We start from the raw sequence: 14476 nt of genomic DNA on the forward strand, positions 1-14476 counted from the left end.
AAACATAGTGAATTTTTTGTTAAAACATACTATTGCGCCAAACATTAACGGTTAATCCAAATGCCCCAAAATATTGCGGTAATAAATGAGTGCATTCCCATCGGTGAGTAGCGATACGAAATGACAAATGTGCAACAATCGGTCATACAGATTTTCCCTTTCGAGCTGGTGTCTTTCGGGCAATACCTTTAGGAGCAGTTTGTCGTAATTGGTCGCGCAGCCTTCAAGATTATTGTTGTAGGCTGTAATGAATTTATCAAGCAAGGTATTGATGATTTGATACCCCTTGATTTCCTTTTCAATGACTTCGCGGCTCTGGTAAATATTCTTGACACTGAGCTTGATGATGTCGTCCATCTGCGCCTTGTATTTGCTTTTGTCCGTCAAGGCGTAGGGAAATTTGCCCTGTAAAATCAATTCTTCGTTTTCCACAAAGACATTGACCGCGTCGTTGATCAAACTGCCGATAGCGAGCGCGCGCAAATAACTGATGCGGTCCTCTTTGGTCTGGAGTGTTTTGTACTTGGCCGTATCGATGCTGTCCTTGACCAATTTGATCAAATACTCGAGCGCATAATCTTCTGAAACCAGCCCGAGGTTAATCCCGTCCTCAAAATCGATAATGGTGTAACAAATATCATCGGCTGCTTCGACGAGATACGCGAGCGGGTGTCTTTCAAAACCGATGTCCGGCCCCGATTTATTGGGAATCAAACCGAGTTCAGCCGCGACTTCCGAAAAGAATGCCTTGTCGTTCTGGAAGAAACCGTATTTCTTGTCGGCTATGTTCGAAGTGGGCTTTTTGGGCAAACTTTCCTTGGGGTATTTCATAAAGGCGCCAAGGGTCGCATAGGAAATCCGCAATCCGCCTTCGTTTCCGGGGCGCGAACTCGTCAGCACCGAGAAACCGTTGGCATTGCCTTCAAAATCGACCAAATCCTGCCATTGTTTTTCTGTCAATTGGTCTTTGTACCGCAGCCCGTTGCCGATTTTGAAATACTCGCCGATGGCCTTTTCACCCGAATGCCCGAACGGCGGGTTCCCGATGTCGTGCGCGAGCGATGCCGCGGCCACGATCGCCCCGAAATCGTTCATGTGGTAACCGTGAATTTCGGCCAGATACGGATATTTCTCGATGATTTTTTTTCCGACCAAGCGTCCGAGCGAGCGCCCGACCACCGAAACCTCGAGACTGTGCGTCAACCGCGTATGGACGAAATCGGTTTTGGAAAGCGGGATGACCTGCGTCTTATCCTGCAAGCTCCGGAAAGCCGAGGAAAAAATAATGCGGTCATAATCGACCTCAAAGCCGAGCCGCGTGTCGTCTTGCTCTTTTCGCAAACGCTTGCCTTTGTCGCCTTGGCGTCGCAATGATAAAAGTTGTTCCCAGTGCATCATACTTCGTTGGGGTTATTTTGGGTCTTTGGGATCCGGATTGTCTTTGACCAGGGAAAAATCGCGCGACTTTTTTTCGTATTTCGCAAGGCTCGCATCACTCGGATTGGCAATTACCGATTTGAGATTGACCTCGTCGCCGATCTTGAATTTTCCCACATGTACCGTCTTGAAATCAAGCAGGTATGGTCCGCAGAAGTAATTCCCTTTCTCATCCTGTTCTATTTTTCCGACATAAACCCCTTTTGTTTTGGTCATAGCTTGCCTAATTTGTTTCGTTTGTGTTTTCAATGGCATTCAAAAAAGCCATCTTGTGCTCATCGAGTACTTTTTTCCGGACGACGCAGGTCTTTGAAATGGAATCATGCCAACCCCTGCACGGGCTGCCCAAAAAACTCAATGCATCAAAAGGGATGCACCTACAGAGGTTCCTGATCAGCAAGGTACGGTAAGACGGCAATTCGCCATTTTCAGTAACGGCTATGGTTCCCGTAATGAGTTTTCCAAGTGTCCTTCCGCCCGTCAGCAATTCAAATCCCGCATAATAACCCATCGCGATCACAATCCCGAGCAGGTATTCCTGCAGCTTATTCATCTCGTCCAGAAATGAGGGTTCAATGCTGCCGTCCAGACGCATTCCCATAATCCCGACGACGAGGCCAAACACAAATGACACCCCCGTAATGGCGAGGTAATCAATAACCAAATTGGCTATCCGAAGCCCGTGCGGCGCAAGCATATTGTCGGTTACATCTGTAAATTTTGATTCCATAAAAGTATTTAAAGAAAAAACAGCCGCCCTATACAGACGGCCGTTTCTTGATTATTGGGTCAGTTATTTTAAGAACCGCACATTTCGCAGTCGTCGCCTTGTGAAGCGCGCGCGGCTTCAATCATCGCGCGGTATTCTTCTGCGCTGATCGGCTCCGAATCGGATACCGGCGCGGCTGGCGTAGTGATCGTTGCAGCAGCAGTCTCCACTACTTCGGCCACTTCGGCGGCTACGGGTTGTGGCTCTGATTTTTTCTCGTTGTTGAGCGTAAACTTGATCGCGTCTACGGCCGATTTGGTTCTCAAATAGTACATGCCCGTTTTGAGACCCGATTGCCAAGCGTAGAAATGCATCGAGGTCAGTTTCGCATAATTGGCGTCCTGCATGAACAAGTTGAGCGATTGCGACTGATCAATGAAGTACCCGCGCTGGCGTGACATGTCGATAATGTCTTTCATCGACATTTCCCAAACGGTTTTGTACAAGTCTTTCAAATCCTGCGGAATGCGTTCGATGTTCTGTACCGAACCGTTGTGGCGCATGATTTCCTGTTTGAGGTCTTCGTTCCACAATCCGCGTTTGACGAGGTCTTCGAGCAAGTGCTTGTTGACAACGATGAATTCGCCCGACAATACGCGACGCGTGTAAATGTTTGAGGTATACGGTTCGAAAGCCTCGTTGTTTCCGAGAATTTGCGACGTCGACGCGGTCGGCATCGGTGCCACCAAAAGCGAGTTGCGGACACCGTGTTCCAACACTTCTTTTCTGAGCGAAGCCCAATCCCAACGACCTGACAGGTCTTCGTCCTTCAACCCCCAAAGGTTGTACTGGAATTCTCCTTGCGAAATCGGCGATCCTTGGAAAGTCGAGTACGGCCCTTCTTCCTTGGCGGCTTCCATCGAAGCGGTAACGGCTGCGAAATAAAGTGTTTCGAAGATTTCCTGGTTCAATTGTTTGGCTTCGTCGCTTGTAAACGGCATACGCAACATGATGAACGCATCGGCCAGACCTTGTACGCCCAATCCTACCGGACGGTGACGCATGTTCGAGTTCTCGGCCTGTGGCACTGGATAATAATTGCGATCGATGACTTTGTTCAAGTTCTTGGTCACACGCTTGGTAACGTTGAACAACAATTCGTGGTTGAATTGGCCATTCTCGACAAACATCGGCAACGAGATCGATGCGAGGTTACATACGGCGATTTCGTCCTTGGAAGTGTACTCTAGAATTTCAGTACACAAATTGGAAGAACGAATCGTCCCGAGGTTTTTCTGGTTCGATTTGCGGTTCGCGGCATCTTTGTACAACATGTAAGGTGTTCCGGTTTCGATTTGCGATTCGAGGATTTTCTCCCACAATTCGCGTGCATCGATGGTTTTTCTTCCTTTGCCGGCCGCTTCGTAAGATTCGTACAATTTCTCAAATTCTTCGCCATAAACCTCATACAATCCTGGACATTCGTTCGGACACATCAAGGTCCATTTGCCGTCTTCCTGTACGCGTTTCATGAACAAATCGGAAGTCCACATCGCCAAGAACAAATCACGCGCACGCATTTCTTCTTTTCCGGTGTTTTTTCTGAGGTCGAGGAATTCAAAAATATCGGCATGCCAGGTTTCGATATAAATCGCAAAACTTCCTTTGCGTTTGCCCCCGCCTTGGTCCACATAACGCGCCGTGTCATTGAACACACGCAACATCGGAACAATTCCGTTAGAAGTACCATTCGTACCGCGGATGTAAGAACCCGTCGCCCTTACGTTGTGGATCGACAAACCAATCCCTCCCGCCGATTGCGAGATTTTGGCCGTTTGTTTCAATGTATCATAAATCCCGTCGATCGAGTCGTCCTGCATTGCCAAAAGGAAACACGAAGACATCTGTGGCTTTGGTGTTCCGGCGTTGAACAAGGTCGGCGTGGCATGCGTGAAGTATTTTTTCGACATGAGGTCGTAGGTCTCAATAACCGCAGTCAAATCGTTCAAGTGGATCCCGACGGCCACACGCATGAGCATGTGCTGCGGACGCTCGACGATCTTTCCGTTGATTTTGAGCAGATACGAACGCTCCAAGGTCTTGAAACCGAAGTAATCGTAGTTGAAATCGCGGTTGTAGATGACGTGAGAGTCGAGGAATTCGGCGTTTTCTTCAATCACCTTAAACACTTCTTCGGACAAAAGCGGAGACTCTTTTCCGGTTCTCGGATTGACGTAGTGATACATGTCGTACATGGTTTCCGAGAACGATTTTTTGGTATTCTTATGCAAGTTCGAAATGGCGATACGTGCAGCCAATTGCGCATAATCAGGGTGCGCAATGGTCATCGCCGCAGCGGTTTCGGCAGCGAGATTGTCGAGTTCCGAAGTCGTTACGCCGTCATACAATCCTTCAATGACGCGCATCGCAACTTTCACGGCATCGACGAGATCGTTGAGGCCGTAGCACAATTTTTTGATCCTGTCGGTAATCTTGTCAAACATGACCGGCTCTTTGTGGCCGTCTCTTTTTACTACATACATAAGCAGAAGTGTTTTGTGAAAACAGGAAATCCCTTCCCTGGCTTCGGGTTAATTGTAATGGTTTTGTTTTTGTTTTGTTTGAAGCTTGGTCCCGCTTTTGGCTGTATCTTTTGCTCATGCTTCGCAAAAGGATGCCGCCGCAATCGGGGCTAGGCATTCGGGCAATCTGAAAATTCAGAATTCAAAAATGGTGTATTGAACTCCTATGTCTTGATTTTATTGCTAGAAATCGGCGTCGAAGCTGATTTTTTGTGAATCGTCGTTGCCTTGGCTGCTGTTCATAACCCCGGCTTTTTGATACTCGGCCACGCGCTTCTCGAAGAAGTTCGTTTTGCCCTGCAACGAAATCATGTCCATGAAATCGAAAGGATTCGATGCGTTGTATTCTTTGGCGCAACCCAATTCCACGAGCAAACGGTCGGTGACAAATTCGAGGTATTGCGTCATCAGGTTCGCATTCATTCCGATCAAGCTTACCGGCAACGATTCGGTAATGAACTCCCTTTCGATATTGAGCGCTTCGACAATAATTTCGCGGATTCTCGCCGTCGGCACTTTATGAACCAGGTGGTGGTTGTGTAAATGCACGGCGAAATCGCAATGCACGCCTTCATCCCTAGAAATGAGTTCGTTAGAGAACGTCAAACCCGGCATGAGTCCGCGTTTTTTGAGCCAATAAATTGAGCAAAATGCACCCGAGAAGAAAATCCCTTCTACAGCGGCGAACGCAATCAACCTTTCGGCAAACGAATCGGACTCGATCCACTTCAAGGCCCATTCGGCTTTCTTCTTGATGGCAGGAAACACTTCGAGTGCGTTGAAAAGCTGGTCTTTTTCGGCTTCGTCTTTTACATAGGTGTCGATCAGAAGCGAGTAGGTTTCGCTGTGAATGTTTTCCATCATGATCTGGAAGCCGTAGAAAAACTTGGCTTCGGGATATTGGACTTCGTTGACGAAATTCTCGGCGAGATTTTCGTTTACGATTCCATCAGAGGCGGCAAAAAAGGCGAGAATGTGCTTGATGAAATATTTTTCATCGGCATTGAGTTTGTTGTTCCAGTCGGACAAATCTTGGTGAAGGTCAATTTCTTCAGCAGTCCAAAAACTGGCTTCCATTTTTTTATACCATTCCCAGATGTCGTGGTGCTTGATTGGGAAAATGACAAAACGGTTTTTGTTTTCCTGTAAAATCGGTTCTATTGCTGACATATTATAGTGTGGTTTGGGGGAAATTTTAACACTTTTTTGGCTTTTATTTCCGTCTACAAAGATTGGTATTTGAATCCTGAAATGAAAGTCAAACTTATTCACAATCGCCCCTAGTTTTTAACAACGAACCGAGGCGAAATGCGCATTTTATCAAAACGCAATTTGCTTTAAATCAATACTTTAAAAAAGTTAAATTTAATAAGAGTGCCGTAAACAGAGGCTTTTGGAATATTGAAAAAACAAAGCCGAATCAGGCAGAAGAAAAATTATTTTTTGAGTTCGTTGGCTACTTGCTCCAGTTCATCATACCACTGTTGCCCAAACCTGCGAATGAGTGCTTCTTTTACAAATTTGTAAACCGGAACCTCGAGCTCCTTTCCCAAAGTGCAGGCATCATCACAGATGTCCCAACGGTCATAATTGACTGCGGCAAATTCAGAGAAATCCTTGACACGCACCGGATACAAATGGCAAGAAACGGGTTTTTTCCAAGACACCTTCCCTTGGTTGTACGCCTGTTCTATTCCGCACAGCGCGGTTTTGCCGTCGAAGATTACATAGGCACAATCTTTACTGTCGATCAGCGGCGTTTCAAGTGTACCGTCCGAACCGACCACCCAGGTTCCTTGCGCTTCGATAGCGGCAATTCCTTCGGGTCGGAGAAATGGTTTTACTTGCGGGTAAATATCTTCTAACACCTTTGTTTCTTGTTCATTCAAAGGCGCACCTGCATCTCCGTCTACACAGCAGGCGCCATGGCAAGCGGAAAGGTTGCAGACAAAATCTTTTTCAAGAATGTCTTCGGAAATGATGGTTTTGCCCAGTTGAAACATCGGATACAAGGGTAAATTTCGGCAAAAGTAGTGTTTTTAAACAAATGCGTTGTGCAATTGTATGTTAATCCTTTAGTGGCTGACCAGGATTTTATGGCCCGATTTATTCCCATCGGCCGAGACGAGCTTACCCCAATAGCATCCATCGTGAGTTTTTCATCTGACTCCTCGTGCTCTATTGACATTGAAATTGGGGAATCATCTCGCAGAGCATAAAAAGGCAACTTTACATGAACTTATAGTCCGATTTCTTAAATGTGAATGCATTTTTTTCCAATGCCACACATTGCATCGAAGTCTTCTTGCCGTTGGCTTTGTCTGTAAATTCCATCGATAGCACCAACGGCTTGTCTCCGGGCTTGAAATAAGCCCCAAAGGCATCAGGAATCTTTTGCGCACCGGGCGCCTTGAACCAATCGACAAAATTGACCGGCGCTTCATTGGTGAAATAAAAAACCATCGTCATCTCGGTATTGGAGGCTTCGACTCCTTTGCATTTGTAACCCAAAATCGTTTTGTCGGGCAACGATTTGTAGGCAAACTTTTGGGCGCCTTCTTTGTTTCCTGTACTCAAATAATCGCGCATTTTGGTGGCCATGCCCATTTTTTGGGCACCTTTCCCAAATCCCATAACCGTCAGTTTTTTGTTGGTATCCATGACCATCGTTACATCGTTTCCGGATTGGGACATATTCATCCCAAAATATTTCGCATTGGGCTCCAACAGGTAATCGGCCTGGAAGGATTTGCCATCGGTATTGAGATCCATCTTGTATTTCCATGTAAAAGGATAGGCATCGGGCACCTGGGCGGCGTCAACTTTATTGGCCATCATACTGGCCATATCAGGCGATTGCTGCGCAAAAGAGAACGATCCGAGCAGTAGAAAAAAGGCAATTGCTTTTGTTTTCATCGGTTGTGTTTTTTAGTTACCTAAATATACCAATTGATTTTCAGAATCTTATCTTTCTACCCCCAATAAAAAAGCAACGTAAAACTTAACTTATTTTTGGCTAATACTTCGGCTGTTATGGAGTACTTTTGCAGCCTCAAACCCGAGCCGCTTTTAGGCAACCAGAGCGGCGCTAAACACATACTTTATGCAGTTGGATTTTAGGGAAATTATCACCGTCAGCATGGTCCTTTTTGCGGTCATCGATATCGTCGGCACCATTCCGATCATTGTCGATTTGCGCAACAGGCATGGCCACATCGAATCGGAAAAAGCTTCGGCAGTCGCCGGCGTCATTATGATTGTATTTCTTTTTATCGGGGAAGAATTCCTCAAATTGATCGGCATTGATGTGCATTCCTTTGCCGTGGCCGGTTCGTTTGTGCTGTTTTTCCTCGCCCTCGAAATGATCCTGGGCATCCGGATCTACAAAGACGAAGAAGCCAGCGGCGCCTCGATTGTCCCGCTCGCGTTTCCTTTGATTGCCGGTGCCGGGACAATGACAACTTTATTATCTTTGCGCTCGCAGTTCGAATCCATCAACATCGTCATTGCCATTGTGCTCAACATCATCCTGGTTTACGGGGTGTTGCGCTCATCGGCCAAAATCGAGAAAATGTTGGGCAAAAACGGACTCGGCGTCATCCGGAAAGCCTTTGGCGTGGTACTGCTGGCAATCGCTGTTAAATTATTTGCGGCGAATGTTAAAGGTTTGTTCATGTAAGCCAATTTTAGTAATTTCATTAAAAATTAAATTCCACGAATGAAAATTTTTACTTCCATATTGGTAATCGTCGCGATTGCACTTATTATTTTCAACATTACACTTCTCGATTTTGACCATTTGTTCGAAGGCAATTCGATGGTTGCACTGATCGGCATCGCTGCTTCTTTCTGTGCGATTTTCATCCTGCTCATCTTCAGGATGTCCAAAATGATCGAGGAGAAAACCAAAAACAATTCTTAATGTTCGACGTATTGCTGATCGGCGGGGGCGTTTCAGGTATGTCCTGCGCACTGATTTTGGGTTCGGCCCACAAAAAAACTTTTGCCGCCGACAAAAAGATCGGCATTTTTACCCACCAGAAAACCTCTAACCTTCAGGAAGCCTTGTTCAACAATGCTTATGGAATCGCCCCAGGCAAACTCGGCTCGGAATTGCTGGTTGAAAGTACCGAACAATTGGCTTCCCAATATCCGCATGTGACGCAAATCGCCAATGAAAAAGTCATGAAAGTGGCAGGCGAAAACGGAAACTTCACCGTTACCACCAACAAAAATACCTACCAGACCAAATTGATTGTCGTGGCCGTCGGTTATACCAATACCTTTATGATTGAAGGGTTGATGCAATACATCGAGCCGCACCAAAAATCGGTTCCCGAAAAACAAAGGATCCAACTCAAGAATGTCGACCACAAAGTCACCGAAGGCATTTATGTGGCCGGAACATTGTCTGGAAAAAGAAGCCAACTCGCCATCGCCGCCGGAAGTGGTGCCGAAGTCGCAACCGACATCCTGACGCTGTGGAACAATGGCCACCAAAGCCAAAGCCACGATTCCATCAAAAAATAACGCTTATTTTTTATCGTTGTTGAGCACCGCGCGGATCATCGGGTCTTCGCGCAATACGATTTCGTAGTATTTCTCGTCGTCGAAAAGCTGCTGGGCGAATTCAGCCGCAAGGTAGCGTTTGACTAAGGCTTTGTTTTTACTGAGGTTGACCTCGACCCCATTTTCGATCACGTATTTCTGGAAATGGTCGAAATACACATCCGTTTTGTCCATCTTGGCCAGGAATTGCGCAAAATTGTAACCGGCAAATGCCTTGCGGTCTTTGTCCAATTCCTCGAAAACAAAATGCCCCACCACGCCCGATTGCATCAGATAAGCGGTGGTTTCCTGTCCGTGTTCTACTTCGAGCGGGACAAAAATATCAGGAACGATGCCACCGCCCCCATACACAATCCGCCCCGATTTGGTTTTGAACTGGAGCGTATCGGCGATCTTGATCGAGTCTTTTTTGTACAATTCGCCGTGTTCGAAACGTTTGGCAAATTCCCCGAAATAATCGTCATTGCCCTTGGCGTAATTTTTTTGGATCGAACGGCCCGACGGTGTATAATAACGCGCCACGGTCAACCGCACCGCCGAATTGTCATCGAATTGCATCTCGCGTTGCACCAATCCTTTACCAAAGGAACGGCGCCCGACGATGGTTCCGCGGTCATTGTCCTGTACGGCACCGGCAAGGATTTCGCTCGCCGAGGCGCTGTTTTCGTTGATCAACACATAGACTTTGCCTTGTTCGAAATCCCCGCGCTGGGTCGCAAATGTTTTATCGATACGGCCTTTTTTATTTTTGGTGAACACAATCAGTTCCTTGTCTTTCAAGAGCTCGTCCGCAATTTCTGCCGCCATTTCCATGTAACCGCCACCGTTGTCGCGTACGTCAATAATCAAAGTTTTGATTTGTTGGTTGCGCAATTTGGTCAGCGCGCGCTGGAATTCATCGTAGGTCGTTTCAGCAAAACGGTTGATTTTGATGTAGCCGGTTGATGGATTGACCAGAATCGCCGCGTCGACGCTGTTGATCGGGATCACGTCGCGTTTGATCTTGACGTTGAATTTGCGGTTTTCGGATTTGCGGTACACCGTCAGCATCAGCTCGGAACCTGGCGTACCGCGCAATTTTGAAAACAAGGTATCCGACGGTAATTTTTTGCCAAACAATTTGTCTTTCCCGGCGTATAAGATGCGGTCGCCGGGTTTGATTCCGGCTTTTTCAGAAGGTCCGTTTTCGAGTGGTTTGATGACCGCCACCGAGTCCTTGTACATGTAAAAATTCACGCCAATCCCGACGAAATCGCCGCGCATGCTCTCGGCTTCGGCCACTTGTTCGCTCGGCGGAATGTAGACCGAATGCGGATCGAGCTGGCCCAAAATGTCATTGACGGTCAACTCGACAATCGAATCGGTATTGACGTCATCGACGTATTCATTATCGATAAAATCAAGCAATCGGTTGAGCTTGCTTTTGTAATTCTTTTTCGAAAACGAAGGCTTCTCGACCGGAAAATTGAGGAATCCGCCCAGCAGAACCCCGATGGCCAAAGCCAACGAAACCAGAAGGATGACGTATGTACTCTTGAGACGCATTTAGTCGAGTACTTCGATTTGTTCGACTTCGACACCGGCCTTTTGGAGAAAATCAATCCCCGAGGTATCGCGGTAGCCCATTTGGTAAACGACCCGTGTGATTCCCGATTGGTGGATCAGTTTGCTGCATTCGCGGCAGGGCGAAAGCGTAATGTATAAGGTGGCGCCTTCGCACGATTGCGTCGATTGGGCGACTTTGAGAATCGCATTCGCCTCGGCGTGCAAAACGTACCATTGCGTGAGTCCTTCTTCGTCCTCGCAGCAGTTTTCGAAGCCTGTGGGCGTTCCATTATACCCGTCGGAGATGATCATTTTGTCGCGCACGATAATCGCGCCGACTTTTTTTCTTTTGCAGTAAGACAACTGGCCCCATTCCCTGGCGATGCGCAGGTAGGCTTTGTCGTATTTGTTCTTTTTTACCGTTTCCATGTTTTGTTTAGTTCCAAACGTCGCTTTCGAGCAACATCGGCACGACTACTCCGATCACGAAGGCCGAGGTGACCAGCGTAAAATCGCGCTTGGAAAAACGCGCGAAATGTTGCAATACAAACGAAATCAGCAGCACAACCAAAACCACAATCAGTTGGGCGATTTCGATCCCGAGCGCAAACTCGAGCAAAGGGGCAATTTTATCGGAGGCATTGCCGGACAGGATCGACTTGAAATAATTCGAGAACCCGAGTCCGTGGATGATCCCAAAAAACAGTGTGATGAAACCCACGATGTTGATTCCGTCTTTCTTCCCGCCTTTACCCGCAGTAAATAAATTATAAACCGCGGTAATCAAAATCGTAATCGGGATTAAAAACTCGACCAAAGCCGCCTTGATCATGATCACGCCGAATACCGAAAGCACGAGCGCCAAGGTGTGTCCGATCGTAAAAATCGAAACCAGCAACAACACGCGCTTCCAATCCTTAAAGGCATACGGCACGGTGAGCGCCATCAAAAATAAAATGTGGTCATAGCCCCTGATGTCCAGAACATGATGTAGGCCAATTTCGAGATATATCAAAAATTCTGACATTCCAAATGGTATTTAACAATAGATTTTAGGGTCTGTAAACTTACAATTTATTTTATTAACGCACCTTGCGGTTTAACATTTTGGAAAGGCGCATTTAACAAGGCAAAAAAGTTAAAATTTCGATTTCAAATCCAACGGAAATGCAATATATTTGCTCATCCTTTAAAACCAACAATTATGTCATTTTCAGATTTATTTGATAGCGAATTCAAGACCAGAAACAAAGGTCATTTCTCTGCGATTGTACGCGTTGCGCTTGCCGACGGTGTCGTACATCCCGAAGAAAAAACGTTTTTGGACAAACTCGCCGGGAAATTAGAAATCACCAGAGACGAATATGAGGAGATTCTCGAGAATCCTTTGAAATATCCCATCAACCCGCCTTACCTCTACTCGCAGCGCCTCGAGCGTTTGTACGATTTGGGCCGTATGGTACACATCGACCACCAATTGGGCGACAAACAGGACATTTTGTTACGCAAATTTGCGTTGGCACTCGGATTTACGCCTGGCAACGTGAACCACATCGTCAACAAAGCGATGTCTCTGATCGATAAAAAAGTAGATTCGGATGTGTTCATGTATGAGATGGAACACATGAATAAATAAGAAGTGCCTGAGTGCCTGAGTGCCTGAGTGCCTGAGTGCCTGAGTGCCTGAGTGCAAAAATACAAAAGCCGGATTTCAAGTTGAAGTCCGGCTTTTTGGTTAATATAATTGGTTTGGTTTTTCTCAGGTACTTATTTGGCCTTGGCCATGAACTCCTCGGCCTTCTCGACCATGTTCTTGCTGCCGCAGAAAAATGGTACGCGCTGGTGCAATTCGGTCGGTTGGATTTCCATAATGCGGCCGAAACCGTCGGAAGCCTTTCCTCCTGCCTGTTCGGCGATGAACGCCATCGGGTTGCATTCGTAGAGCAAGCGCAATTTACCCTTCGGGGCTTTGGCGCTCGTTGGGTAAATATAGATGCCGCCTTTGATCATGTTTCTGTGAATGTCGGACACCAAACTGCCGATGTAGCGCGACGTATACGGACGGTCGCCTTCTTCGAGCTGGCAATATTTGATGTAATCCTTGACGCCTTGCGGAAAGTGGACGTAATTCCCTTCGTTGATCGAATAAATAGTGCCGTCGGGTTTGAATTGCATGTTCGGATGCGACAGGTAAAATGTCCCGATGGCCGGGTTCAACGTGAATCCATTGACGCCGTGACCGGTCGTGTAAACGAGCATGGTTGAAGTACCGTAAATGACGTAACCCGCGGCGACCTGTGCGGTTCCGGGTTGCAGGAAATCTTCCAAAGTAACCGGCGTGCCGACTGGCGTGACGCGGCGGAATACCGAAAAAATCGTTCCCACCGACACATTCACATCAATGTTGGACGAACCGTCGAGCGGATCCATCAAGACAACGTATTTGTTGTTGTGCCCGCTGTCGAGCCCTTCGACGGTGATGAAATCGTCATTTTCTTCCGAAGCAATACCGCACACGATTTCACGGTTGATCAGGGTTTGGATAAAAATATTGTTGGCGTAAACATCGAGCTTTTGCTGGTCTTCGCCTTGGATGTTCTGTTCGCCCGCTGCGCCTGTGATGTCGACGAGTCCGGCTTTGTTGACCTTGTAGTTGACGACTTTCGCCGCGAGCCTAATCGAGTTGATGATCTTGGACAGCTCTCCCGTTGAATAATTGTGGTCTTTTTGTTTCTCGATGATAAATTCACCGAGCGTCCTGTTGCGTTCTTCCATGGCGAAATCGTTGTAGTTGTCGGCAAAGATAGTGGGAAAATCCAATTTTCAAATCTGAATTTTCAACATTCGACTCAAAACTTGGGATTTCGAATTGGGGATTTCTTTTTTGTAAGCTATATTTGTTTCCGAACGATTAATCCTAGCCCCGATAGAGCCGATATCCTTTTTATTTTGGATACGCCGGAGCGCAGCAGAGGCATACCAAAATAACAAAGATAAAGGCGAAAGCGGGATCATGCTCCTGAAAAATCAGCCATGAATTCACGAATGAGGCAAGAATCATTTGTGGCAATTTGGGAATTCGTGGCCAAAAGAAAACAAAATGAACATCCGAAAAGGCACCCAAGCCGACATGCCCGCGGTTCTCGAACTGATCACCGAACTCGCGATTTTTGAAAAAGAACCCGACGCCGTGGTCGTGACCGTGGCCGATCTGGAACGCGACGGTTTTTCCGAAAACCCGTTGTTCCATACGTTTATCGCCGAAAAAGAGGGCAAAATTGTAGGCATGGCGCTCTATTATTACCGCTATTCGACCTGGAAAGGCAAAACGATCCATCTCGAAGATTTGATTGTCAAAGCAGAAATGCGCGGCTCAGGACTCGGTTTTGAGTTGTATTCGGAAATCATCAAACAGGGCAAACGCGACAGGGTGCGCCGCATCGAATGGAATGTGCTGGATTGGAACACGCCTGCCATCGACTTTTACGAGAAATCGGGCGCGAAGCTGCTGCCGACTTGGCGCGTGGTGAATATGGATGAAAACGGAATAGACAATTTTTTAAACAGATTATAGAACCAAGAGCCAAGAACCAAGACTTTCAAAATCTTGACTCTTGATTCTTGGCTCTACAAA

The 14476-nt window shown here is 46.8% G+C and carries 16 protein-coding genes; 5 read left to right on the forward strand and 11 right to left on the reverse strand.

Annotated features, from left to right (window positions below; genetic code table 11):
* Window positions 1-51: 51 nt before the first annotated feature.
* The 7 genes from dgt to QM717_RS02740 form a co-directional block, all read right to left on the reverse strand.
* Window positions 52-1395, reverse strand: coding sequence for a dGTP triphosphohydrolase (gene dgt, locus QM717_RS02710; protein WP_415034916.1), 1344 nt, complete (start codon window positions 1393-1395; stop codon window positions 52-54).
* Between the two features lie 15 nt (window positions 1396-1410).
* Entirely contained in the window at window positions 1411-1653 is a 243-nt protein-coding gene (locus QM717_RS02715) for a hypothetical protein (protein WP_415034580.1), read from the reverse strand.
* Between the two features lie 7 nt (window positions 1654-1660).
* Window positions 1661-2167, reverse strand: coding sequence for an RDD family protein (locus QM717_RS02720; RefSeq protein ID WP_415034582.1), 507 nt, complete (start codon window positions 2165-2167; stop codon window positions 1661-1663).
* Window positions 2168-2235: 68 nt separating this feature from the next.
* On the reverse strand, window positions 2236-4689 hold the full coding sequence (locus QM717_RS02725) for a ribonucleoside-diphosphate reductase subunit alpha (RefSeq protein WP_415034584.1): 2454 nt from the start codon (window positions 4687-4689) through the stop codon (window positions 2236-2238).
* A gap of 222 nt (window positions 4690-4911) precedes the next feature.
* Entirely contained in the window at window positions 4912-5898 is a 987-nt protein-coding gene (locus QM717_RS02730; RefSeq protein ID WP_415034586.1) for a ribonucleotide-diphosphate reductase subunit beta, read from the reverse strand.
* A 266-nt stretch (window positions 5899-6164) separates the two neighbouring features.
* Window positions 6165-6731, reverse strand: a complete 567-nt coding sequence (locus QM717_RS02735; protein WP_415034588.1) for a DUF3109 family protein — start codon at window positions 6729-6731, stop codon at window positions 6165-6167.
* Between the two features lie 226 nt (window positions 6732-6957).
* Window positions 6958-7644, reverse strand: coding sequence for a hypothetical protein (locus QM717_RS02740; RefSeq protein ID WP_415034590.1), 687 nt, complete (start codon window positions 7642-7644; stop codon window positions 6958-6960).
* A 187-nt stretch (window positions 7645-7831) separates the two neighbouring features.
* Here QM717_RS02740 and QM717_RS02745 point away from each other — a divergent pair, with 187 nt between their 5' ends.
* From QM717_RS02745 to QM717_RS02755, 3 genes are read left to right on the forward strand one after another with little or no spacing between them, the layout of a single operon-like run.
* Window positions 7832-8407, forward strand: coding sequence for a MarC family protein (locus QM717_RS02745; RefSeq protein ID WP_415034592.1), 576 nt, complete (start codon window positions 7832-7834; stop codon window positions 8405-8407).
* Window positions 8408-8446: 39 nt separating this feature from the next.
* Window positions 8447-8650 (forward strand): hypothetical protein, encoded by a 204-nt coding sequence (locus QM717_RS02750; RefSeq protein ID WP_415034594.1) that lies wholly within the window; start codon window positions 8447-8449, stop codon window positions 8648-8650.
* Complete coding sequence (locus QM717_RS02755) at window positions 8650-9258, forward strand: FAD-dependent oxidoreductase (protein WP_415034596.1); 609 nt, start codon at window positions 8650-8652, stop codon at window positions 9256-9258. The genes QM717_RS02750 and QM717_RS02755 overlap by 1 nt, the downstream gene beginning before the upstream one ends.
* 3 nt (window positions 9259-9261) lie before the next feature.
* Here the strand turns inward: QM717_RS02755 and QM717_RS02760 are convergent, their stop codons facing one another.
* The 3 genes from QM717_RS02760 to QM717_RS02770 are packed head-to-tail and all read right to left on the reverse strand — an operon-like array spanning window position 9262 to window position 11869.
* Complete coding sequence (locus QM717_RS02760) at window positions 9262-10842, reverse strand: S41 family peptidase (protein ID WP_415034598.1); 1581 nt, start codon at window positions 10840-10842, stop codon at window positions 9262-9264.
* Entirely contained in the window at window positions 10843-11271 is a 429-nt protein-coding gene (locus tag QM717_RS02765) for a deoxycytidylate deaminase (protein ID WP_415034600.1), read from the reverse strand. It lies immediately after the preceding gene.
* A 7-nt stretch (window positions 11272-11278) separates the two neighbouring features.
* On the reverse strand, window positions 11279-11869 hold the full coding sequence (locus QM717_RS02770; RefSeq protein WP_415034602.1) for a HupE/UreJ family protein: 591 nt from the start codon (window positions 11867-11869) through the stop codon (window positions 11279-11281).
* Window positions 11870-12046: 177 nt separating this feature from the next.
* On the opposite strand from QM717_RS02770, the gene QM717_RS02775 reads away from it, so the two are divergent.
* On the forward strand, window positions 12047-12478 hold the full coding sequence (locus QM717_RS02775) for a TerB family tellurite resistance protein (protein WP_415034604.1): 432 nt from the start codon (window positions 12047-12049) through the stop codon (window positions 12476-12478).
* A 131-nt stretch (window positions 12479-12609) separates the two neighbouring features.
* Here QM717_RS02775 and fbp read toward each other — a convergent pair whose 3' ends face one another.
* Entirely contained in the window at window positions 12610-13617 is a 1008-nt protein-coding gene (fbp, locus tag QM717_RS02780; protein WP_415034918.1) for a class 1 fructose-bisphosphatase, read from the reverse strand.
* Window positions 13618-13942: 325 nt separating this feature from the next.
* Between fbp and QM717_RS02785 the strand changes: the two genes are divergently transcribed.
* Window positions 13943-14416, forward strand: a complete 474-nt coding sequence (locus QM717_RS02785) for a GNAT family N-acetyltransferase (protein WP_415034606.1) — start codon at window positions 13943-13945, stop codon at window positions 14414-14416.
* The last annotated feature ends 60 nt before the right edge of the window (window positions 14417-14476 follow it).

This window comes from Flavobacterium sp., assembly GCF_047602195.1.
Taxonomy (GTDB): Bacteria; Bacteroidota; Bacteroidia; order Flavobacteriales; family Flavobacteriaceae; genus Flavobacterium.